Origin of the sequence: Flavobacterium hydatis (assembly GCF_000737695.1) — a bacterium.
In the GTDB taxonomy this organism is placed as follows: domain Bacteria; phylum Bacteroidota; class Bacteroidia; order Flavobacteriales; family Flavobacteriaceae; genus Flavobacterium; species Flavobacterium hydatis.
On the sequence record NZ_JPRM01000009.1, the window covers coordinates 22,668 to 46,368 of the forward strand.

Annotated in this window: 14 protein-coding genes and 1 other RNA gene; 5 read left to right on the forward strand and 10 right to left on the reverse strand. The window is 32.6% G+C overall.

The window, feature by feature from the left end; translation table 11 throughout:
* Positions 1–273: 273 nt before the first annotated feature.
* The 6 genes from IW20_RS07315 to IW20_RS07340 form a co-directional block, all read right to left on the reverse strand.
* Positions 274–2,340, reverse strand: a complete 2,067-nt coding sequence (locus IW20_RS07315) for a beta-N-acetylhexosaminidase (protein WP_035620555.1) — start codon at positions 2,338–2,340, stop codon at positions 274–276.
* A gap of 155 nt (positions 2,341–2,495) precedes the next feature.
* Complete coding sequence (gene nagB / locus IW20_RS07320) at positions 2,496–4,433, reverse strand: glucosamine-6-phosphate deaminase (RefSeq protein WP_035620557.1); 1,938 nt, start codon at positions 4,431–4,433, stop codon at positions 2,496–2,498.
* A 109-nt stretch (positions 4,434–4,542) separates the two neighbouring features.
* Positions 4,543–6,114 carry a SusD/RagB family nutrient-binding outer membrane lipoprotein gene (locus IW20_RS07325; RefSeq protein WP_035620425.1) on the reverse strand — a complete coding sequence of 524 codons (1,572 nt, stop codon included), beginning with the start codon at positions 6,112–6,114 and terminating at the stop codon, positions 4,543–4,545.
* Between the two features lie 11 nt (positions 6,115–6,125).
* Positions 6,126–9,155, reverse strand: a complete 3,030-nt coding sequence (locus IW20_RS07330; RefSeq protein WP_035620427.1) for a SusC/RagA family TonB-linked outer membrane protein — start codon at positions 9,153–9,155, stop codon at positions 6,126–6,128.
* 588 nt (positions 9,156–9,743) lie between these two features.
* On the reverse strand, positions 9,744–11,330 hold the full coding sequence (locus IW20_RS07335) for a RagB/SusD family nutrient uptake outer membrane protein (RefSeq protein ID WP_051885629.1): 1,587 nt from the start codon (positions 11,328–11,330) through the stop codon (positions 9,744–9,746).
* 141 nt (positions 11,331–11,471) lie between these two features.
* Entirely contained in the window at positions 11,472–14,504 is a 3,033-nt protein-coding gene (locus IW20_RS07340) for a SusC/RagA family TonB-linked outer membrane protein (RefSeq protein WP_035620429.1), read from the reverse strand.
* A gap of 445 nt (positions 14,505–14,949) precedes the next feature.
* Here IW20_RS07340 and IW20_RS07345 point away from each other — a divergent pair, with 445 nt between their 5' ends.
* The 3 genes from IW20_RS07345 to IW20_RS07355 all read left to right on the forward strand — a co-directional run bounded on the left by IW20_RS07345 (position 14,950) and on the right by IW20_RS07355 (position 18,323).
* A complete protein-coding gene (locus tag IW20_RS07345) occupies positions 14,950–15,984 on the forward strand; it encodes a sensor histidine kinase (protein ID WP_240478466.1) in 1,035 nt (344 codons plus the stop codon).
* Positions 15,974–16,675: a LytR/AlgR family response regulator transcription factor gene (locus IW20_RS07350; protein ID WP_035620432.1), complete on the forward strand. Its 702-nt coding sequence runs from the start codon at positions 15,974–15,976 to the stop codon at positions 16,673–16,675. Before IW20_RS07345 ends, IW20_RS07350 begins: the two co-directional genes overlap by 11 nt.
* Before the next feature lie 178 nt (positions 16,676–16,853).
* The gene (locus IW20_RS07355; protein WP_035620434.1) at positions 16,854–18,323 is read left to right on the forward strand and encodes an MFS transporter; all 1,470 of its coding nucleotides are present in this window, start codon (positions 16,854–16,856) and stop codon (positions 18,321–18,323) included.
* A gap of 197 nt (positions 18,324–18,520) precedes the next feature.
* Here the strand turns inward: IW20_RS07355 and IW20_RS07360 are convergent, their stop codons facing one another.
* The 4 genes from IW20_RS07360 to ffs all read right to left on the reverse strand — a co-directional run bounded on the left by IW20_RS07360 (position 18,521) and on the right by ffs (position 21,219).
* On the reverse strand, positions 18,521–19,015 hold the full coding sequence (locus IW20_RS07360; protein ID WP_035620437.1) for a hypothetical protein: 495 nt from the start codon (positions 19,013–19,015) through the stop codon (positions 18,521–18,523).
* A 93-nt stretch (positions 19,016–19,108) separates the two neighbouring features.
* Positions 19,109–19,765 (reverse strand): fructose-6-phosphate aldolase, encoded by a 657-nt coding sequence (fsa, locus tag IW20_RS07365; protein WP_035620438.1) that lies wholly within the window; start codon positions 19,763–19,765, stop codon positions 19,109–19,111.
* Positions 19,766–19,909: 144 nt separating this feature from the next.
* Positions 19,910–20,713, reverse strand: coding sequence for an SDR family oxidoreductase (locus tag IW20_RS07370; RefSeq protein WP_035620441.1), 804 nt, complete (start codon positions 20,711–20,713; stop codon positions 19,910–19,912).
* Positions 20,714–21,121: 408 nt separating this feature from the next.
* Positions 21,122–21,219, reverse strand: an RNA gene (gene ffs / locus IW20_RS25750) — signal recognition particle sRNA small type.
* Between the two features lie 88 nt (positions 21,220–21,307).
* Here ffs and IW20_RS07380 point away from each other — a divergent pair.
* Entirely contained in the window at positions 21,308–22,363 is a 1,056-nt protein-coding gene (locus tag IW20_RS07380; RefSeq protein ID WP_035620444.1) for a glutaminyl-peptide cyclotransferase, read from the forward strand.
* A gap of 15 nt (positions 22,364–22,378) precedes the next feature.
* The gene (gene hutI, locus IW20_RS07385) at positions 22,379–23,617 is read left to right on the forward strand and encodes an imidazolonepropionase (protein WP_035620447.1); all 1,239 of its coding nucleotides are present in this window, start codon (positions 22,379–22,381) and stop codon (positions 23,615–23,617) included.
* The last annotated feature ends 84 nt before the right edge of the window (positions 23,618–23,701 follow it).

The window sequence follows — 23,701 nt, forward strand, 5'->3', positions numbered from 1 at the left end:
GGGGCAACTGAATCATTTTTAAATTAAAACAGATAAACTTGGGGCTTAGCAATCTTAATGTAAATCTTTATTATATTTTAAATTTTAATATCTATTTTATCATGGATTCGATATTCTAAAAACATCTAAACCGAATCTTTACCATAATTTATCTCTCCTGAAAATTCCAGAAGAGATAAATAAATTACTAATTAATTATGGCAACTAAACTTCAACTAATTCAATTATTAATCTAACTCAACTTTTAATTTTACTCTTATACTAATTTTACTCTTATATTAATTTTTTTAAGCTTTCATATACTGCCAACTCTACATCTCCGTAATCTTTAGAGTTACATTTCTCTAATAATTCATTTAGAACTGCTGGTGCAACTGTTGCTTTATTATCCAAAACATTTACTAATTGCTGTGATAAATCACTAAGATTACTAGCAAGTGGCAAAATTGGTTGGATTAAAGGCGCATTTTCACTTAAACTTGTCAGGCTTGCTTTTAAACCAATCCATTTATTTAAGAATGAAGTTACTTTGGCTTTATTAGCTGCTGATTTGTCTGCTAAATATTCTTTTACAACTCCATCAAAAGCTATTGCATCTGAAGCATCTGGTGTACATGCATCTGCAAAAAGTGTAAATGGTGAATACGTTTGATATTCAACTCCTCCTTTATTTCTCTTATATCCTTTTAGAGGTTCACATACATTAGAGAAATCATTTAATGCTGTAATGTTTTGATTATTTGTAATATTTCTTAAGATTACATCTTTGTTTCTTATATGTGTAATTCCTAGTTCTTCAAGTCTAAATGAAACAACTGCTAATCTTTTGCGCATGCTGTTTAAATCTGTAATATCTTCTGCAGACCATAATCTTTCGGCAATAGCTGCTGTTCTTGGCCAAAGTCTTGAATCTATAGTTAAAGGTGTTACAAGTTCTGTCCACATTGTAGCTTCACCTCCTAATACTCTTGCTTTTTCTTCTGGTGTAAAGTTTGCACTTTTAGGCAATGGATCGTTTAAATAATGTGCTTCTACTCCTTGTACTAAATCAATATAATAACCATTAGATAAAACTGTTTTGTAACCATTTTTTACAGATTCTGTTAATGATTTTCCAACTGCAACTCCTTCATTTGGTCCTCTCCATGCATGAATAATTGCATCTTTAGACATGTCTTTTGTCATAATCTCTTCCCATCCCATCAATTGTTTTCCGTGTTTTTTAAGCATCGGAACTAATTGCATTGTAAAATAAGTTTGCAAATCATGATTGGTTACTAACTTATTTTTCTTTTTAAACTCTTGTATTTTAGGGTTTGAATCCCAGTCTTTACCTTCGTTTTCGTCTCCTCCGATATGAAAGTATGCTCCTGGAAATAACAGACATGCTTCATCAAAAATCTCGCTTAATAATTGGTATGTTTTAGGATTTGATGGATCTAATGTTGGACTAAAAACTCCCGCATTACGTTCTATACTATAAGTAGATACCACTGCTGCTTTTGAGCTATTCTCTGAAGTTCCGTTAGATATATTTACTACTTTACTTCCTATTTCTGGGTAAGCTGTTAAAATTGCTGATGCATGCCCTGGAACATCGATTTCTGGCACGATCAAAATTCCTCGCTCATCAGCATATTTAACAATATTTTTAATTTCTTCTTGTGTATAATAAAATCCATCTGAAGCTAAATCTGTAAGCTTAGGATGTTTTTTCAATTGTATTCTCCAACCTTGATCATCTACTAAGTGCCAGTGAAAAACATTCATTTTCATAGCTGCAAGCGCGTCCAGGTTTCTTTTAACTACATCAACAGGTTGAAAATGTCTAGCAACATCCATCATTAAACCTCTCCATGTAAATCTTGGAAAATCTGAAATTTGAGAAACTGGAAAATAGTAAGAAGTACTATTATTTTGTAACATTTGTAACAATGTTTCAAGACCATGTAAAGCTCCTAAGTCACTTGTTGCATTAATTGTAATTTTATTTTGCTTTATATCAAGATGATAACTCTCGTCTTCATATAAACCAATTTTACCACTTTTGGTGCAATTTATTTGTAATTGTGCTGTAGGTGCTGAATTAAGCTTGGTCAAAAAATCTTGTTCAAAAAACAATCCTGTTCTACCATCTAATCGTCTTAAAAAACGAGTTGCCCCGCTAAAAATTCTCGGATTAGGATTTCCTGTAATATTTATTCTAAAACCTTTTGTTAAAGCAAATGTACCCTCGGATAAATTTATTGTTTGTGGCCATGGCATAAGGTTTAATTGCTCTTTTTTGATTTGAGCATTAGCTACTATACCTGAAAATAATAAGATCAATATATATTTCATACTTTTTGTTGTAAAAGAGTCTTTTGCAATCAATACATATTGACTTAAAAACTCGGGTAAAAACAAAACTCAGAATAAAACCTAATTGAACCTCTTTATCATCAAGGTATCACTCTGAATTTTGTAACTTAAATTATTCTAACTCGTGTATTCTTTTAATAATCAAAGCGTTTAAAAGCTTCGATTGCTTCATATTCGGCAAGTCCTAAATCATCATATAAAATCGCTGTGTTTTTATTACGATCTTCGGCTCTTACCCAAAACTCTCTCGAGTCGTTTCCTTGAAACATTACTCTGTCTTTTTGAGATTGGTGGTATAAAATAGCGTGACGTTTTAATAATACTTCTGATGGGCTTAATGGTACTGCCATGTCTATTTCATGAATATCCCATTCGTGCCAAGCGCCTCGGTACAACCATAACCAACAATCATCCATGTATCGTTCTGGTTTTAATTCTTTCATTGCCGCAAATATGGCGTTCAAACATACTTCGTGCGTGCCGTGTGGATCTGCAAGGTCTCCTGCTGCAAACACTTGGTGTGGTTTTATTTTTTCGATAATGTCCTTTACAATTGCAATATCTTCCGGACCTAACGGATTTTTCTTTATTTGTCCTGTTTCATAAAATGGTAAATCCAGGAAATGGGTATTACTATCTTTTAAACCAATATATCTTGTAGCTGCATAAGATTCTCTTCTTCTTATTAGCCCTTTTAGTTTGCGAACTTCTAAGGAATCAATTTGATTCTCTGATTTATTGTTCAAAAACTCTATTACTGATTTAAAGTTAACCTTGGTATCTGCATCAGTTATAAAATCATTACTTACTTCTGCAAACTTTAATGCTTCATCATCGGTAACGGCAATATTTCCTGACGTTTGATATACTACGTGTACATCATGCCCTTGTTTTATTAATTTTGAGAATGTACCTCCCATCGAGATAACATCATCATCTGGATGTGGACTAAAAAGAATAATTCTTTTCTTAGCAGGGTTAGCTCTTTCTGGACGGTGTGAATCGTCTGTATTAGGTTTCCCTCCTGGCCATCCTGTAATGGTGTGTTGCAATACGTTGAACATATTAATATTCAAATCGTAAGCAGAACCTTCTTGAGCCAATAAATCGGACATTCCGTTATTGTTGTAATCTCTGTCGGTTAATTTTAAAATAGATTGTTTTGTTTTCTGACATAACCAAACAATCGCTTTGCTTTTTAGTTCTTGGTTCCAAATACACTCTCCTACCAACCATGGCGTTTTAAAACGGGTTAGTTCTGATGCAGCCGATTGATCTAAAACAAAAGTTGCATTGCCATGATTTTGTAAGAAAGTAGCCGGAACTTCTGAGCTGATATCTCCTTGAATTGTTCTCTTGATGATATCGGCTTTGTTTTGTCCCCAAGCCATAAGTACAATTCTTTTAGATCTGAGAATTGTAGATACTCCCATTGTAATGGCCCTTTTTGGCACATTATCAATTCCGTTAAAATCGGAAGAAGCATCTACTCTCGTTATATGATCTAAAGTAATTATACGTGTTCCTGAATTTATGTGAGAACCTGGCTCATTAAATCCAACGTGTCCTGTACGACCGATTCCTAATAATTGGAAATCTAATCCTCCAGCATTTTTTATGTTCATTTCATAATCAATGCAATATTGATTTAACTCATCGATTGCAACGGTACCATCTGGAATATTAACATTATCCGGATTAATATCGATGTGGTTAAAAAGATGCTGATGCATGAAATGATGGTAGCTCTGATTATTCTCTTTTGTCATTGGATAGTATTCATCCAAATTAAAAGTAATAACATTGCTAAAACTTAATCCTTCTTCTTTGTGCATTCTAACTAATTCTTCATAAACCTTTATAGGCGAAGAACCTGTGGCTAAACCTAGTACGCAAGTTTTATTTTTTTCTTGCTTAGATCTAATTAATTGAGCAATTTCCTGCGCAACAATTATCGATGCCTCGGTAGAGTTCTTGAAGATTTCATTATGAATTTTTTCAAATCGAGTCTCTTCAAACTTACCAGCACTTTTATAACTAATGTCAGGTTTAATTTCTATAGCACTTTTCATTTTATATTTTTTATAATATTTATTATAAAGACATGCGCGTTTAAAAGAGGCATAAGTAATTTTCATTACTTATGCCGCTTACATTCTTTTTTAAAAAATCAGTTTTTAATTAGAAGTTTGGACCTGTAGTATCCCACCAAAGTCTAGTTCCTCCATTATCTGGTCCTCCTAGTTTGGCTAATCCTGAAGCTACACCTTGAGGGTTGTTTGCTTTTTCAGATTGAGAAAATTGCATTCTTCTTACACCAAATTCTGTACTAATTATACCTCCACTTTGGTTGTTATTAATTCTGAATAATTTAGGATAACCTGTTCTTCTATATTCAGACCAAGCTTCTTGTCCATCAGGATATGTAGCAATCCATTTTTGAGTAATAATTTTTTGAAGATTTATTTCTCTGTCAGCACCCCACGCAACAGTAACATTATTAATTGCTGGTGTATTGTTTTTCGGTTCAATTAAATCAACATAATCTTTTGCAGTTTTAGTATTATCAGCAATATATGCATCTGCACCAGCTACTCCGTTTTGTTCGAAAGAAGCTTTAATTCCTCTTTCATAAAGAGTTTTAGCATCTCCTTTCATATCCCAACCTCTTAAAGCTCCTTCGGCTCTTAAGAAGTAAACCTCAGCAGTAGACATCCATGTAACTTCTCCTGTTCTTGTTCTTGGACCAGTTTGTGAAAATTTAGCATAGGTAGTGTTATTTGGGTATACAATACCAGTTCTAACACCTTTATACTCACCTGGAGCAATTGCAGATGTTTCCCAATATTTAGCTATTCTAGGGTCATCATAACCTCCTAAAATAGATTCCATATCTGCTCCCATAAATAAACCTCCCCAAGCATGACTCATTTGGTCGATTACATTAAGATCTACTGGAGACTTAATTTTCATCACATCACCATTTGTTTCTAAAACTCCAAATGGATGATTTATTGCTTTTTCAGCTTCAACTTTAGCTAATGCCGGATCAATTTTAGAAATTCTCATTGCTAATCTTAATCTCATAGAATTTGCATATTTTATCCATTGCAAATACTTACCATCATAAGATGATAAATCTGTTCCTGTAAATACTGATTTTTCTCCAGCCTTTTCTCTTGCTGTTAAATCATTAACTGCAAAATCTAGATCCTTAAACATGTGCGTGTAAATTTCTTGTTGAGAATCATAAAGAGCTGCCCCTTCTGTTCCGTAACTTGAATATACTGCCGGCCCATACATATCTGTAATTCTAGCCATTGCAACTGTTTTTATGATTAATGACCATGAATAGAAATTATCATATTTCCCTTTTGCTCTTTGCTCAACTTTATAAAGATATGATATGATGTTAAGGTAAGCATCATCCCAAGCACGGGTATTAAAGTAATCGTTTAAAACGTAGTTATTATTAATCTCAATATATTTAAAAGGATTTGGAGTAATCATATATCCAGACCAAGCATCTCCTTGTAAACTTTGTTGCTCTTGGTATTGCCAAGTTATATCAGAAATATACATTCTGTTAAAACTTGGTACGAATAAACTTTTTATATTATTAAAATTTTGCTCTAAATCTGCAGGACTTGCTCCAACAGGATTAGTATTTATTTCCTCAAAATTATCTGTACAACTAAATGCTGCAAGTAAAGAAAGGCATATTGCACTTCTTTTTATTTTATTTGATATCATGACTTTTTAAATTAGAAAGTTAAGTTTATATTAAGACCAATACTTCTTGTTGATGGTAAACCATACACATCAACACCTTGTAAACCTTGACCAGTACTTAATGCAATATTTGGATCAAAAGGAGCATCTTTATAAATAAAGAATAAGTTTCTTGCGATTAACGATATACTCGCTGATTGTACAAATGGTAACGTTTTTCTATTAAAAGTATATCCTACAGATACCTCTCTAACACTTACGTTTGTAGCGCTATAAGAATATTCTCCAGTCGCTCCATTTCTACCTCCTACACTATAATAATATTTATATGCATCCATAGTACTCACAGCAGTTCCATCAGGTTTTACAGCATTAACAGCAACTCCTCCTGCATTTCTTGCATCCCCAGTTCTTTTAGAAACTCCATTTGCATCATTCATTGCTTCTGTTAAACTTAAAACTTCACCTCCAAAACGACCATCTAACAAGATATTAGCTGTAAAAGCTCCAAATTTGAAAGTGTTTGAAAAACCAATCATAAAATCAGGATATGAACTTCCTATCTCTTCCCAATCAGTTTTTTGAACGTTACCAGCATCATCAAGTACAATTCTGCCTTGTGCATCTTTTAATATATTTTTCCCTTCGATTACTCCAAATGGTCTACCTTCAATAAGCGAATATCTGTAATTACTTGATCCTGCTGTAGTAAGAATGATTCTTCCTCCGTCTAAACTTTCTTTCGGTATACTATTAACTTTGCTTTTATTTGTAGAAAAGTTTATGCTTGAATCCCAAGAGAATTTATCTCCTTTAATTATGTTTGCATTTACAACAGCCTCAAAACCTTTGTTTGTAATACTACCTGCATTAATTGCGTAGTTAGTATATCCAAATGGGTTTGTAGCTGGTGCTGCAACTTGAATAAATTGGTTTTTAGTTTCTGAATCGTAGTATGATAATTCAAAACCAAATCTGTTATTAAACATTCTCCATTCTGTACCTATCTCAACCTCTGATTTAAGCTCTGGTTTTAATGAAGTCCCAGGCATTGGTCCCACTAGAGGATTTACTGAAACTCCTGCAACAATTGTAGTTGTTGGACTTGTCATAGATATAGCAATATCATTACCAACTTGTGCATAAGTAGCACGTACTTTACCGTAGCTTATCCAATCTGGCATTGAAGTCATTTCGCTCAAGATAGCCGATACCCCTACAGAAGGATAAAAGAAACTTGGATCTTTTGTATTTACTAATGTTGAAGACCAGTCATTTCTAGCTGCAACATCTAAATATAAGTAGTTTTTGTATCCAAAAGTAGTAGCTGCAAATATAGATTGTACTTCTCTTTCAGAACCTGTTTGTACGTTTCCGTTATTAGATTTAAAATTTCCTAATGTAAAAATGTTTTCATAAGCTAAACCTCCACCAATTCCTGAATCCAAAGTAAGACCAGTAGATTTAGAGTTATTAATACTTGCTCCTACTGTAGCATTAAAAGAGAAATCCTCAGAAAAATTAGTACTAATTAAACCTATTAAATCAGCATAATTTTGAGTTCCAATTAAGTTAGCATTAATATATCTTCCTGTTGGATGAGCCAAAGCAGAAGCAGTTGATGCAAACATTTTCTTTTGGAAATTACTTTCACTTCTGTTATAACTATATCTAGAAGTTAAACGAAACCAGTTATTTACTTTATAGTCTAATGCAATTGCTCCATTAAAAAAGTTATTCGTATCAAGCGATGCTTCTCTATTAATTACCCAATACGGATTCTCATTACTATCAGAAATAATCATACCTGGATAGTTTTGCACCATCATGTTTTTTACTGGATCAAATACCTCATAAGTTTTTAAATCATTTAAAGAGTAAGCTCTAGGATGAGAATAAATAGCATTTACTGGATTAAAATATAACCCGTTTGTAGGTCTGTTATTAATTGTTTGCGAAGTATAGTTACCTGTAACTGCAACACTTAATCTATCATCAAAGAATTTACCTGTTTGGCGTACACCAAAATTATTTTTCTTTAAACCATTGTTAGGAATAATTCCAGAAGCACTTGTATTAGAATATGTTAAACTAGTTGACATTCCCTCATTTGCTTTAGAAAAAGCCATAGAAGTAATTTGCGTTACACCAGTTTCAAAAAAATCTTTTACTTCATCTTTTACTTTTTCTTTAGCTCCCCAAGTTACATCACTTCCTGCTGCAGATGTATAATCTGACTGGAATTTAGGTAAGTAAGCTGCAGTATCAAATGTAGAAACTGAATTTACATTAAATGATTCAACTCCAACTTTTCCTTTTTTAGAAGTAAGCAAAATTACCCCATTTGCTCCTTGGCTACCATATAATACAGAAGCTGCAGCACCTTTAAGAACTGTCATACCTTCGTAATCATCAGGATTAATAAGAGATACAACATCTCCTCCATCTCTGTTACCTCCAGCTAAATCTCCAAAAGTTCCGTTAGGCTGTCCTGAACCTACATTGTACAATGGAATACCATCAATAACATATAAAGGTTGAGTATTAGTAAATGAAGAGTTACCTCTAATCGTTACCTTAGTAGAACCTCCTGTACCAGAAGAACTTTTAGTAACAGCTACACCGGCAATTTTACCTGCAATAGTATTAATAACGTTAACATCTCTTACTCTAGTTAATTCTTCTCCTTTTAATTCCTGAGTAGCATAAGTCAAAGATTTTTTTGCTTTTTTGATACCAAGAGAAGTTACAACAACTTCATTAAGAGAATTTGATAAACCTTGTTTTAACTGAACATTAACTGTTGTAGCATCTCCTACAACAATATTTTGTGTTTCTAAACCTACATAAGTAAAAACCAAAGTTTGGCCTTTTTGAGCATCAATTGAGAAAACACCATCAAAATCGGTAACGGTACCTTTTTGCCCCCCTTGTACTGCAACGGTAGCCCCTGGCAACGGCATCCCATCAGAATCTGTAATCACACCTTTGATATTTTTTACTTGTGCAAGCGAAACCTGCGCCGTAAAAACAATCATAAAGATTAAGAAAATTTTTTTCATGTTTATTTATTTTTGTTAGTTATGGTGTAAATTTATTCTTAACGGATTGTTAATAAAAATAAATTATACCAACAACAACAAACTTTAAACAAACGACATAAAATATTCAATAATACGTTATACGAAAACGTTTTCCTATGGATATTATGACGCATTTTTTATTTTTTTTAAAGTTTAATGTAAAAAAAAGTTGGTTTTATTAACTAATTATTCAAATTCTTAAATAAAAATATTTTTCGGCTTTAAAGTTTCCTGTTAATTAAAACAGAACCAGCAAAATAAGATTTTATGACGATCTTAACTTTTACTTAATTACAATCAAGTCTTCTACTATTATTAATCTGCTATTATTAATCTGCTATTCGATTAAAAAACATTAAATACCCATTCTATTAACTCTTTTAGCATAAAACCAGAATAAAATAAATCCTGATTAAGCTTCTTTTTTACTAAAGATGCCTGATTTAATTTCTATAATACATTTTATATTTTTTATACTATTTATTATAAAGCTGTGTATGTTAAAAAAGGCATAAGCAATTTTTATTACTTATGCCTTTTACATTCTTTTTTAAAAATCTGTTTTTATTAGAATTTATTAACTCCAGTATCCCACCAAAGTCTGGTTCCTCCTGTATCTACACCACCCAGTTTTTGAACTCCTTCTGCGTATCCTACTGGATTAGAAGTTTTTTCCTGAACTGGAAAGTTTAACCTTCTTATAAAAGTTCCTGCAGGAATTTTACCTGAAGAGAAATTATTTGTTGGTAAGAATAATTTAGGATAACCTGTTCTTCTAGTCTCAGCCCACGCTTCTTGACCATCAGGAAAAATAGCTAACCATTTTTGAGTTTGAATTTTTTGAAGCTTAACTTCATTAGATGCAGCATCTGACCATTTAACAGTAACAAGATTTTGTCCAGTAATATTATTAGCCGCATTTAAAGGATCTGTAAAATTCGCTGCTACTAATACATCATCATTAATATAAGTATCTGCACTTCCTGAACCATTTTGTGCAAAAGAAGTAGTAATACCTGACTCATAAAAAGACTGAGGAGTCCCCCCCATATTCCATCCTTTTAATGCTCCTTCAGCTTTTAAGAAATGAGATTCCGTTGCTGTAAACCAAGGAATTTGTCCATTAGTTACAATAGTTCCTACTTTTGAGAATTGATCCGCTTTTGCAAATCTGTAATCATCATCAACAAGACTTCCCAATCTAATAGCTTGATAATTGCCACTACTAACAGCTCGGCTAAAATATTGCTCTCTTCTTGGATCATTATAACCATTCATAATTGACGCAATTGCAGCTCCCACATTAATATCTGCCCACTCATTAGTATAAGTATTAACTGGATGGTCTGCTAAATAAAATATATTGTCAGCATTTAAATCAATAACACCAAATCCCGCAATAGCTGCTTCTGCCTCTGCTTTTGCTTTTATTGGGTCAACATTTGAAATTCTCATTGCTAAACGAAGACGTAGTGAATTAGCAAATTTAATCCATTTTACAACTACTCCTTTTGCAGTTGTACCATCAGTTGCATCTTTTGCATCTACGAAAAAAGTACTTTTTAAATCCGCAGTAGCCAAAGGTGTTAATATATCAACAGCCGTTTTTAACTCTGTAAAAAACTGATCATAAACTTCTTTTTGAGAATCATAAGGAACTGTTGCAGCCTCAGATCCAAAAGCAGAATATACCATTGGTCCGTGATAATCTGTAATTTTATGCATTGCATATACCTTTAAAATTAAAGACCACGCATAATACCTAGGGCCTTTTTTCTCTACTAATCTCTTAACTGTAAGAGCATTCACCATTTCTCTTCTGTAAGCTTGTTCCCATGCAGCATTATTCCATCCGTCTAGAAGTACATAAGTTGAATTATTATTATTCCCTTCAAAATTGTGAGGCGTACCCATATAGCCAGCAAAAATATCTGCATTTAGGTTAAATTGAATATCTCCTTTCCAATCATCTTCAACCAATATATACATCCCTCTTTGCATTGCCTTAATAGGTGCCTTTATATTATTAAAGTCTTGCTCTAATTCCTTATCAGTAAAAGCAGTGTCATTAGAATTGACATCCTCAAAATTACTTGTACAACCTCCAAAAGCAAAGGCTAAGACTGCACTAAAAATTAATAATTTATTTTTCATTTGTAAATTTTTATTGTTAATTAAATTATTTTTATTAACCTATGATTAAGTCCATTAAGACTAATTAATTACCACTAATTTAATCTCAGTAATTAAAACATCATAAATCAAAAGGTTTTATCCTTTCATAAAAAAACATCCTTAAAATGTTAAATTCAAGTTCACACCTATGCTTCTTGTAGATGGAGCACCGAATATATCTATACCTTGTAATCCTTCACCAGTACTTAAAGTTACGTTTGGATCAAATGGAGCATCTTTGTAAAAGAAAAACAAGTTTTTTCCAACAAGAGAAAGATTCACCGTTTTAAAGATAGTTTCTTTACTAAAATCAAAAGTGTATCCTAATGAAAGCTCTCCTAACCTAACGTTTGTAGCTTTGTACATATATTCTCCTGTAGCACCACTTCTATCTCCCACTACATTATAGTATTTTTCAGTATTGTATAATCCTTGAAATTTAGTACCATCTGCATTTACTGCATTTATAGCAACTCCACCAGCTTGTCTTTGTTCTCCCGTTTTTTGAGAAACACCGTAATTATCTAACATTGCTTCTGTCAAACTCATTACATTTCCTCCAAATCTTCCATCAATAAGAACATTTAAGAAAAACTTCTCATACTTGAATGTATTAGAGAACCCTAACATAAAATCAGGATTAGAAGTTCCCATTTCTTGCCAATCTGTTTTTTGAATATTCCCACTATCATCAAGCATAATTTCTCCTTGATCATTTCTTAAAATATTTTTACCTTCGATAATTCCAAAAGGCTTCCCTTCTACCAAACGGTATCTGTAACTATTTGGATCACCATCTGTTAAAAGAACTCCATTAGCTTTAATTTCCTCTCCTAAAGATTTTACTAAATTTTTATTTGATGCATAATTAAGAGCTATATCCCAAGAAAATTTATCAGTAACAATAGCCTTTGCAGATACTGTAATCTCAAAACCTTTATTTTCGATACTACCTGCATTAAATGCATAATTAGTATATCCAAAAGGGTTTGTTAACGGAGCTGGAATGGTTACCAATTGATTTTTTGTTTCGTTTTGATAATAAGTAAAATCAATTCCAAATCTATTATTTACAAATCTCCACTCAGTACCAATTTCAAATGAATTTTGTTTTTCTGGTTTCAAAGAAGTTCCAGGTCTAGGACCAGTTATAGGGCTAACCACATTTCCAAAAGAAATTGTATTTGATGGAGAAGTTAAAAAAGGAGTAACATCGTTACCTACCTGAGCAAAAGATGCTCTAACTTTTCCGTAGCTTATAGCTTCTGGAAGTTTAACCATTTGGCTTAGGATAGCTGTAAGACCAACAGATGGATAAAAGAATCCTAAATTTTCTGTATTAACTAATGTAGATGACCAGTCATTTCTTCCTGTAACATCTAAGAAAAGCATATCCTTATAACCAAAAGTTGCACTACCAAATAAAGATTGTACGTCTTTTTCTGCTCCAATAGTTTGGCTATTTCCTGAAGTAGCAACAAAATTATTGATATTAAACCAGTTTGCATTTATCAAACCTTTTACACCAGAATCATTCGTTACTGCATTATTAACTGTTGACTTTGTAATACTCGCTCCTAAAATAGCATTGAAACTAAAATCACTATTAAATTTTGTATTTACAGTACCAATAAAATCACCGTACAATTGAGAACTTTCACTATTTGACAAAATATATCTACCAGTAGAAGCTGCTAAAGTTGTATTAGTACCTGCAAAAACTTTTTTGTCAAACTTACTATACATCTTATTGTAACCACCTCTAGTTTTAAAACTCAACCACTCATTCGCTTTAAAAGTTAACGCGATAGAACCGATAAAAGATTGATTAATATCAGTAGATACGTTTCTATTCTGAATCCAATATGGGTTTTGAATGATATCACTTGTCCCACTTACCCATCTTTGCGTATTTAAGTTTCTAATAGGATCAAATACTTCATAATTATTCTTGTAATCATTAAAATCATTTCCTCTTGGAAACAAATACACCCCTGTTAAAGGATTATAATATAATGCATTCGTTGGTTTGTTTGTAATTTTTTGATCTGCGAAAGAGAAAGCTGCATCTACAGTTAATTTATCTTCAAATATTTTTACACTTTGACGAATACCGATATTATTTTTCTTCAATTCATTTGTTGGCATCACACCAGCAATATTAGTGTTTGCATAAGTAAGACTTGTAGTCGCTTTTTCATTTCCACTATTAATTCCAACTGAGTTTATAAAAGTCATCCCCGTATTGAAAAAATTATCTACATGCTCTGGAGAATCTTTCGCAGCTCCCCAAGTTTTTGTTGCACCTGCATTTGCTCCATAAGTTGTTTGAAATTCTGGTAATGAAATTACATTATCTACAAAAAGACTTGAAGTATAGTTTGCAGTTACAGTTCCAACTTTACCTCTTTTGGTAGTTACAAGAATAACTCCATTTGCTCCCTGACTACCATATAAAGCGGCAGCAGAAGCTCCTTTTAATACCGTCATAGATTCGATATCCTCAGGATTCATCATAGATACAGCATCACCACCATCTCTATTACCACCTGCTTTATCTCCAAAAACTTGATTCCCTTGCGCAGTTGAAGAGTTTAACAATGGAATTCCATCAACAACATACAATGGTTGGTTGTTTGAGATTGATGAATTACCACGAATAGTTACCTTTACAGAACCTCCAGAACCAGAAGCACTTCTTCCCACAACTAAACCTGATACTTTTCCTGATAAACTATTAATAAGATTCGCATCTTTTACACGAGTCATTTCTTCTCCTTTTACCTCTTGTGCTGCATAAGTTAAAGACTTTTTAGCTTTCTTAATACCTAACGAAGTCACAACAACTTCACTCAACGCATTCGAAGCAGCATTTTTCAACTTCACATTAACCGTAGCCGCATCACCCACAACAACATTTTGTGTTTCCAATCCTACATAGCTAAAAACTAAAGTCTGTCCTTTTTGAACCTCAATAGAAAATACACCATCAAAATCGGTAACTGTACCTTTTTGTCCTCCTTGAACTGCAACTGAAGCTCCTGGCAACGGCAATCCATCAGAATCTGTAATCACACCTTTGATATTTTTTACCTGAGCAAGCGAAACCTGCACCGTAAAAGCCATCATAAAGATTAAGAAAATTTTTTTCATGTTTATAAATTTTTGTTAGTTATGGCATAAAATTATTCTTAAAGAATTGTTAAAAAAAATATTTTATACCAACAACAAAAAACCATAAACAAACGACACTAAATAATCTATAATATGCTAAACGAAAACGTTTTCCGTATACAAAATACCCAATATTTTAAGTTTTAAGATACGATATAATCAAAAATATAGCCTTTTTAACAAATTATTACATATTCAAAATAAAGCCAAGCCAACAAATATGCAACATCAAGCATACAATCAAGAAAAACATTATACGAAAACGTTCTCTAAACTAAAAATTTCACGTTTTAAGATATTTTTAAAAATTTTATTCAAAAAAATTGTGTTTTCATTAACTAATTGATTAAAGTTGCAAAATAATATTTCATTCATTATCTAACCCTACCAAAAACCTACTATATAATTGAATAGAATCAGTAAAATGAAATTTGATATAAAACTTCAAAACCACCTTTGGTTTTGGGGAGTTTATTTTTTATTAAATTTCTTAAGATGGGGAGCTTACTTTAACAACTACCAATATTCATTCAAGTCGAATCTTATTGAATTCTCCTTACACATACCTTTAGTCTATTTTAATTTATTTGTTTTAGTGCCACGTTATGTATTAAAATCGAAATACATAACATACACTTTCAGCCTTATAGCAAGTTTGTTTGCTATTTATTTAATAAAAACCGCACTTACTTACTATATAATATCACAAAACATTTGGCCAGAAGCAAATCGTGAATACAAACCATTCGAAATAAATCATATAGTAGCTGTATGTATTGGAGAATTATATGTATTAGCAATGGCATCATCTGTTTACCTAACCCTTACTTGGTTGCGAGAAAGAGAAAGAAACCGATCCTTGAGAGAAAACCAGTTTAAGATTAAACTGAAATATCTTGAAAATCAAATACAACCGCATTTTTTCTTTAACACCCTAAATAATCTATACGCACTATCGCTAGAATCATCAGATAAAGTTCCAGATGTAATTATCAAACTTTCCAGACTAATGGAATATGTTTTATATGACATAAAAGGAACAAAATCTGTTAAATTAATTCAGGAAATCGACTATATACATAACTATATAGAAATAGAAAAACTACGATTCCAGAATGTAGAAGTTAGCATTAATTTAGAGTCAGATATCGATGATGTAGAGGTTCCACCCCTAATTTTCATCTCATTAATAGAAAATGCCTTTAAACATGGCGGTCTCAACAACCCAAATTTAAAGATAAAAGTAAACTGTAAAATCATCGACAACAAAACACTGGATTTTGAAGTATTAAATAATTTCGTACATTCACAAAATCTTAAAACAAAGAAAGGAATTGGCTTATCCAATACCCAAAAAAGACTAAAACTAATCTATAAAAATAATTACAATTTAGAATATAAAACTAAATTTAATTACTATATAATTCGCTTGCAAATACCTATTAATAATGAAGATTAAATGCGTATTGATTGATGATGAACCATTAGCAATCAAAGTTCTACAAAATTACTTTACAAATTTTACCGATTTTGAAATTACCGGTACATTTGTTAATGCGCTAGAAGCACTAGACTTTATAAACAACAATAGTGTCGATGCCGTTTTCCTAGATATTAATATGCCAATGATGACTGGCTTTGAACTCATTAGTTTAATAGAAAACAAAACCAAAGTTATAATAACTACAGCTTTTAGAGAATTTGCAGCCGAAAGTTATGATCTGGAAGTTTTAGATTATTTGGTAAAACCAATCCCGCTTCCCCGATTTATAAAATGCATCAATAAAATTACGACCGAGTACAATTTAAAAAACAATATCAAGGTCGAAAATCATCGTGTTGAGCCACATCTTTTTATCAAAGTAGATAAAAAAATGATTAAGATAAATATTGATGAAATTTTATTTGTAGAAGGAATGAAAGAATACATCAAGGTTGTAACACTCGATAAAACCTACATTACACACAAGTCATTAACCGCTTTGTCAGACGAGTTACCGGCCGATAGATTTATGCGTATTCACAAATCATACTTAATAGCAGTCAATAAAGTCAAATCTATTGAAGGAAATCGCATACAAATACAATCCTTTACTTTACCAATAGGTAGGAATTATAGCAAAGATGTAAAAAGCAAAATACTCGAATAACAACCTAACAATCATACATTTTACGACTTAAAAAAATAACACTTTGTTGAATAATTCATGCCGTTGGTATAAATTTAACATTATTTGTTCTGTTTTATTTTTTTTTAAACGAGTTTACAAATATATTTACGCTCGTCAAAAAACAAATAAAAACAAATAAAATTAACCTAATCGCATTATGAGTTCAGAAAATGTACAAACCAAATGGGGACAATTTATCTCATTGATAATAGTCTTCTTCTTTTGGGGCTTTGTTGGATCCGCCAACGACATCCTAATTCCAGTATTCAAAAAAGTATTTACTTTATCTCAAGTACAATCACAACTAGTAGCTTGGGCTTTTTATGCTGCGTACTTTGTCGGATCTATGATTTTCTTCCTAATATCTCTAAAAACGGATGTTCTTCAAAAATTTGGATATAAAAAAACACTTTCTGCTGGTTTAATTCTTTCTGCTGTAGGTTCATTTTTATTTGTTCCCGCTGCAACTATGGAAAGCTTTCCTTTCTTCTTAACAGCATTATTTACTGTAGGTTTAGGATTTTCAATTCAACAAATTGTAGCTAACCCATTGGCAATTAAAATGGGAAGCCCACAAACTGGAGCTCACCGTTTAACTTTAGCTGGAGGAATCAACTCTTTCGGAACAACAATTGGAGCTATTTTACTAGGAATCGCTTTATTTGGAATGGGAGATAACAAAAACACTTCACTTTCATTAGAGGACATCAAATTGCCTTTCATAATTTTAGGAATTGCTTTTATTGTAGTAGCTATTTTCATGAATTTTTCTAAAATTGAAGATCCTGCAAAAGAAGACGAAGAAGAAGTTAAAGTAGCACACGAAAAATTCAACATTTCAGACTATCCACAATTATACTTAGGGATGTTAGGGATCTTTATCTATGTTGGAACAGAGGTTACAATTATTAGTAATTTACCAGCTTTACTTCATACTGCCGAATTTGGAAACATTCTAGAAGATGCAATCGCTCCATTTATAGCTCTTTATTGGGGAAGTTTAATGATCGGACGCTGGAATGGTGGTGTAAACGTTTTTAACACCTCAAACCTAGTAAATACAGCCTTAAAATTCATTGTTCCAGCCGTAGCGTTTGGAGTAATTATCGGAGCTAACATTTTTGCTGCGCATGATGTATCTTCATTCTACATTTACCCAATCTGGATTTTAGCATTCATTGCAGTAAGTTTTGTAGGAGGTAAAAATGCTGGAAAAACATTAATGCTTTTCGGAATATCAGGTTTAATAATGATGTTAGCCGGATTAGTTTGTCCAGACCCATCAATTGCTAAATTCTTCTTTATCTCTGGAGGTTTATTCTTATCAATTATGTGGCCGTCTATATTCGATTTAGCTATCGCTGGTTTAGGCAAAAACACAGGAAAAGCATCTTCATTCTTAATCATGATGATTCTTGGAGGAGGAATTATTCCTTTAGTTCAAGGAAGTATCTGCGATATTGACCTTACTAGTCCAGAAGGATTTTTTGGAATAACATGGACACACTTTTCATATATCGTTCCACTACTTGGTTTCGCATATTTAGGATTCTACGGCTACTATTGCCCTAAAATATTAAAAAGACAAGGAATTAGTCATATCCAAAGCGAAGGCGGAGGTCACTAATAACTAAACCGAATAGAAAAAGTCCCATCTCACGATGGGACTTTTTTATTTATATTTTACAACTTCCTAAATAACAATTAAGGATTAGGTAAAAAAAGTTCCCAAAACTTAATGATTAAGCTTTGGGAACTTTGCGTTTTCTAATTTTGCGAACTTTGCGGTTAACTTACACACCACCAGTTCAAAAGAAACAACAACTATTTAGCACTAAGAATATTCTCTAAATTCTTTTTAAAAATCACCCTATTCTTTTCAGGAATAGTATATACAACATCTTTATTAGCATGTACTATAATTTGCTTGATGTCTAAATTCAAAAGCTTTTTAGGATCTTTCATTTTCAGCGTACAAGCCCCGTCAAAATAACCATCCTCTTCAATAATTTTCTCCGTTTTAAGAATAGTTCCATCCGCGAGTACTGCCGATATTGTCATTACACTATTAAGAGTCGTAGTATAAAAACCATCCATTACCAACATAATACGGTAACTATTTTTCATCTCCTCCCCTTTAAACTCATGCCGTACAATCGTATAGCGCAATCCCTTATCAAGAACCTGAAAACTCTTAGAACAATCCAGCTCAAATGTTGCCACATCGCCCGCATCATTAAGTCCTTTTATAATTTTTGCCTGCGCATTAACCGACAATCCAATTATTGTAAACACAAACACAACCAGTAGCTTTTTCATATGTAGATAATTAATTATGAGACATATAAAAATATAAAAAAAATCGCCATGTTTATGACAAACATGGCGATTTAAAATTAATTTTAAGGATAATTATTTATTTCCTTTTTCAAAATCAGCAACAAACTGTGCCAATCCGATATCTGTTAATGGGTGTTTTAATAAACCATAAATTGCAGAAAGAGGTCCAGTCATAACATCAGCACCAATTTTTGCACAATTTACAATATGCATAGTATGACGTACAGAAGCAGCTAAGATTTCAGTTTCATAACCATAGTTATCATAAATCAATCTAATCTCTTCGATAAGCGCTAAACCATCTGTAGAAACATCATCCAAACGACCAATGAATGGAGAAACATAAGTAGCTCCAGCCTTAGCAGCCAATAAAGCTTGTCCCGCAGAGAATACTAAAGTTACGTTTGTTTTAATTCCTTTATCCGAGAAATATTTCGCAGCCATAACACCTTCTTTTGTCATTGGCAATTTAACCACAATTTGCTCGTGTAATTCCGCCAATTCTTCACCTTCTTTAATCATTCCGTCGTAATCCAAAGCATTAACTTCGGCACTAACATCACCTTCAACAAGATTACAAATATCAACGTAATGTTTCAAAATGTTGTTTTTTCCAGTAATTCCTTCTTTAGCCATCAATGATGGGTTAGTAGTAACTCCGTCTAAAACACCTAAAGCTTGTGCTTCTTTAATTTGAGCTAAATTAGCTGTGTCAATAAAAAATTTCATATGTATTATATTTAATTGTGTTCCTAAATAGGGCGTGACCACAAGGGTCGGGTTTTTCATTACAATCTTTTATTTTTCCTAAAGAAAAAAAATAAAAGGATTTCCATTTCACCCCCTCACGCAAAATGAAAAATCGCTGCAAAATTACAACTTATAATGATTCATTAACATCTTTTCATAAACTTTATCAGGAAGAATACGTTTCAAAACAATTGAAAATTTCTGCATAAAAGCGCCAACTTTATAATGCCCTTTAGGATGCTTAGTCAGCATGATTTTATAAATAGCCTCAGCCATTTCATTAGGGTTTCCACCCGCATCTACATGCTCGTTCATAGTTTCAAGCGTACGTCCGTACACCGCTTCATAAGCCGAACCTTTTATTACAGGAGCATGATAACGTCCTGCAGCAATATTAGTAGCAAAATCACCAGGAGCAACATTCGTAATATTAATTCCAAAAGACTTCACCTCCATACGCAAAGCTTCCGTAATTAACTCCAAAGCTCCTTTCGAAGCCGAATATACACTACGATAAGGCAATCCCATATAACCAGCAATAGAAGTAATATTAATAATCAAACCCGATTTCTGCTCACGCATTTGTGGCAAAACAGCTTTCATTACCTCAATTGGACCAAAAAAATTAGTTTCAAAATTATTCTTGATTTCCTCAGTCGGAATTTCTTCCAAAGGACCAGTAATCCCCACACCAGCGTTATTAATAACAACGTCTAAACGACCGCTAGTTTTTATAATTTTTGCAACAGCAGATTTAATCGACTCTACATTACGAACATCTAAAGCGATTAAAGGAAATACAGAATTTAAAACATTCTCAGGAGTTCTGCTAGTTCCATACACCACAAATCCTTTGTTATGCAAAAATTCTCCAATAGATTTCCCAATCCCAGAAGATCCTCCGGTAATTAAAATGACTTTGCTCATTAATTTTTAGTTTAAGATTTAAAGTTAAAAGTTTCCGACATCTTGTAAAAACTACAAATGGATCAACGCTAAATGTTGTGGAGAAACATAAAAAAATATACTCATTAATTATTTTTCACCGCAGAGAACGTAAAGATTTTACGCAGAATTTACTAAGATTTAAGTTGTGTTTACACAATTTAAGCACACAAAGCTTTGTGAACTTTATGTTTTTACTAAACTTAACATATTTAAAAACTTTGCGTTCTCCGTGGTATTTTTTTTCTCTCCACAGGTTTTTGTATTGATCCCTACAAATACCCAAACCCAACTCATTATGAAAGGTCCAAAAATAAAAAAATCCTCCCGAAGGAAGACTACTTTTAAATTAATTCTAAAAAAAAATCCCGATACATCGGGAAAATTAAAAAAAGGCAAGCGACCTACATCGCATCGCTCAACCACTTACCCTTGCTATGTTCCCATCCTGGGGGAGTCTGCAGGAGCAGATCGTGTAGGACTTGCCGATGCAAATATACAATCTTTTTATATTTTTGCAAGAGCTTTGTGCCTATAAAAATAACATTGTATATTGGCTACTTCAAATTTTAGACTATGAAAAAACATAACTTACTAACTTTCATTTTATTAGGAATAACACTAATTGGTTGTAAAGACACAAAAAAAGATGAAAATTCTATATTTTCTTTTGATGATTCTAATTTTCCTGCCCATTTTTTAACAAATCAGTCCGTTTCTTTGGGTATTTCAAACCCAAATTCGAAGCAAATCGACAGCATTGTCTACTTTGTAAACGACAAAAAAGTTGGTGCAGTAAAAGGTTTAAATAAATTAAACTTTGAATTAAAAGATCAAAAACTAGGTTACCAAAAACTAAAAGCATTAGTTTATTACGATGGAGAAAATGCTGAAGCAACTTCTAGAATCGAATTAGTTTCGGATGTACAACCTAAATTATTAAAATATAAAATCGTTAATACATATCCTCACGATGCAAAAGCATTTACTGAAGGTTTAGAATTCTTTAGAGATACCCTTTACGAAAGCACAGGACAAAAAGGAGATTCGTACTTTAGAAAATACGATTATAAAACAGGTAAAGTATATAAAGAGATTACACTAGATAGTAAATACTTCGGAGAAGGAATCACAATTATCAACAACAAACTATACCAATTATCTTGGCAAGAAAGAACAGGTTTTATATATGACATCAATACATTAAAACTTGAAAAAACTTTCACTTACGACAAAGAAATTGAAGGCTGGGGAATGACAAATGACGGAAAATACATTTATCAAGGTGACGGAACTGAAAAGATTTGGAAAATGGATCCTGAAACTCAAAAAATGATTGATTACATCAATGTATATTCAGGAAGTTCAAAAATTAAAGCTATAAACGAATTAGAATTAATCAATGGTAAATTCTATGTAAATGTGTTCCAAAAAGATGCAATTGCAGTAGTAAACCAAACAACTGGTGCTGTCGAAGGAATCCTTGATATGTCTGGATTACGCAAGCAACTAGCTCCTAGTATAACAATCGATGACGTTTTAAACGGAATTGCTTACAACCCAAAAACAAAAACAATCTTTGTAACAGGAAAAAACTGGGACAAAATGTTTGAAATCACAGTTTCTGAATAATACACAAAATAGATAATGACAACCTTAATCATCAATATAAAAGAGCTTATACAAGTTCGGGAAACTCCAATTTCTAAAGTTTCTGGAGCCGAAATGGCAATACTTCCAACCATAAAAAATGCCTATTTAGTTATAAAAGACAATCTAATAGCAGGATTTGGCGCAATGGAAAACATTCCAGAAATAAAAGCCGATTCGACTATTGATGCAACAGGAAAAATGATTCTTCCTTCATGGTGCGACAGCCATACACACATTGTATATGCTGGCAACAGAGAACAAGAATTTGTAGATAGAATTAACGGACTCTCTTACGAGGAAATCGCTAATCGTGGTGGCGGAATTCTAAATTCTGCAAAAAAACTTAACGAAACCTCCGAAGATGAAATATACAACCAGTCTAAAGCCAGACTTGAAGAAGTGATACGCTTAGGAACTGGAGCTGTCGAGATAAAATCAGGCTACGGACTTACTGTAGATGGTGAGCTAAAAATGCTAAAAGTTATAAAAAAGCTTGCCGAAAACTATCCAGTAACTATAAAAGCAACTTTTCTTGGTGCACATGCATTCCCTTTAGAATTTAAAGAGAATAAAAAAGGATATATCGATGAAATCATCCAAAAAATGCTTCCTGAAATTGCCAAAAACAAACTAGCCGATTACGTAGATGTATTTTGCGAAACAGGTTATTTCTCTGTCGAGGAAACAGAACAAATTATGGAAGCAGGTATCCAAAACGGATTAACCCCTAAAATCCATGTCAACCAGTTTAATTCTATAGGCGGTATACAAGCGAGCGTTAAATATAAAGCCCTTTCTGTGGATCATCTCGAAATAATGAACCCAGAAGACATTGAGGCCTTAAAAAACACCGAAACGATGCCTGTAGCCTTACCATCATGTTCTTACTTCCTAAGTATCCCATATACACCAGCAAGAGAAATGATAAAAGCAGGATTACCATTGGCATTAGCCACAGATTACAACCCTGGCTCTACTCCATCAGGAAATATGAATTTTGTTGTTGCAACAGCTTGTATAAAGATGAAAATGACTCCCGAAGAAGCAATTAACGCAGCTACAATAAATGGTGCTTACGCAATGGGAATTTCAGATTCACACGGAAGTATTACCGTAGGCAAAAAGGCTAATTTCATCCTAACAAAACCTATTACTTCTTACAATCAATTACCTTATGCTTTTGGTACTAATTTAATAGAAAGTGTTTTTGTAGAAGGAACAATCTTTGAATAATCAAAGTTGTTTGATTGATAAAAATAAAGCTATATAAACCAATAAAAAAAAGGGCAGTAAAACTAAGTTTTACTGCCCTTTTAA

Excerpts from the sequence above, each read along its gene's own strand:
- IW20_RS07315 (WP_035620555.1), bottom strand. The coding sequence starts at position 2,340 with ATGAAATATATATTGATCTTATTATTTTCAGGTATAGTAGCTAATGCT.
- IW20_RS07370 (WP_035620441.1), bottom strand. The coding sequence starts at position 20,713 with ATGAGCAAAGTCATTTTAATTACCGGAGGATCTTCTGGGATTGGGAAA.
- IW20_RS07335 (WP_051885629.1), bottom strand. The coding sequence starts at position 11,330 with ATGAAAAATAAATTATTAATTTTTAGTGCAGTCTTAGCCTTTGCTTTT.
- IW20_RS07325 (WP_035620425.1), bottom strand. The coding sequence starts at position 6,114 with ATGATATCAAATAAAATAAAAAGAAGTGCAATATGCCTTTCTTTACTT.
- IW20_RS07345 (WP_240478466.1), top strand. The coding sequence starts at position 14,950 with ATGAAATTTGATATAAAACTTCAAAACCACCTTTGGTTTTGGGGAGTT.
- IW20_RS07340 (WP_035620429.1), bottom strand. The coding sequence starts at position 14,504 with ATGAAAAAAATTTTCTTAATCTTTATGATGGCTTTTACGGTGCAGGTT.
- hutI (WP_035620447.1), top strand. The coding sequence starts at position 22,379 with ATGACAACCTTAATCATCAATATAAAAGAGCTTATACAAGTTCGGGAA.
- IW20_RS07380 (WP_035620444.1), top strand. The coding sequence starts at position 21,308 with ATGAAAAAACATAACTTACTAACTTTCATTTTATTAGGAATAACACTA.
- IW20_RS07360 (WP_035620437.1), bottom strand. The coding sequence starts at position 19,015 with ATGAAAAAGCTACTGGTTGTGTTTGTGTTTACAATAATTGGATTGTCG.
- IW20_RS07350 (WP_035620432.1), top strand. The coding sequence starts at position 15,974 with ATGAAGATTAAATGCGTATTGATTGATGATGAACCATTAGCAATCAAA.
- IW20_RS07355 (WP_035620434.1), top strand. The coding sequence starts at position 16,854 with ATGAGTTCAGAAAATGTACAAACCAAATGGGGACAATTTATCTCATTG.
- nagB (WP_035620557.1), bottom strand. The coding sequence starts at position 4,433 with ATGAAAAGTGCTATAGAAATTAAACCTGACATTAGTTATAAAAGTGCT.
- IW20_RS07330 (WP_035620427.1), bottom strand. The coding sequence starts at position 9,155 with ATGAAAAAAATTTTCTTAATCTTTATGATTGTTTTTACGGCGCAGGTT.
- fsa (WP_035620438.1), bottom strand. The coding sequence starts at position 19,765 with ATGAAATTTTTTATTGACACAGCTAATTTAGCTCAAATTAAAGAAGCA.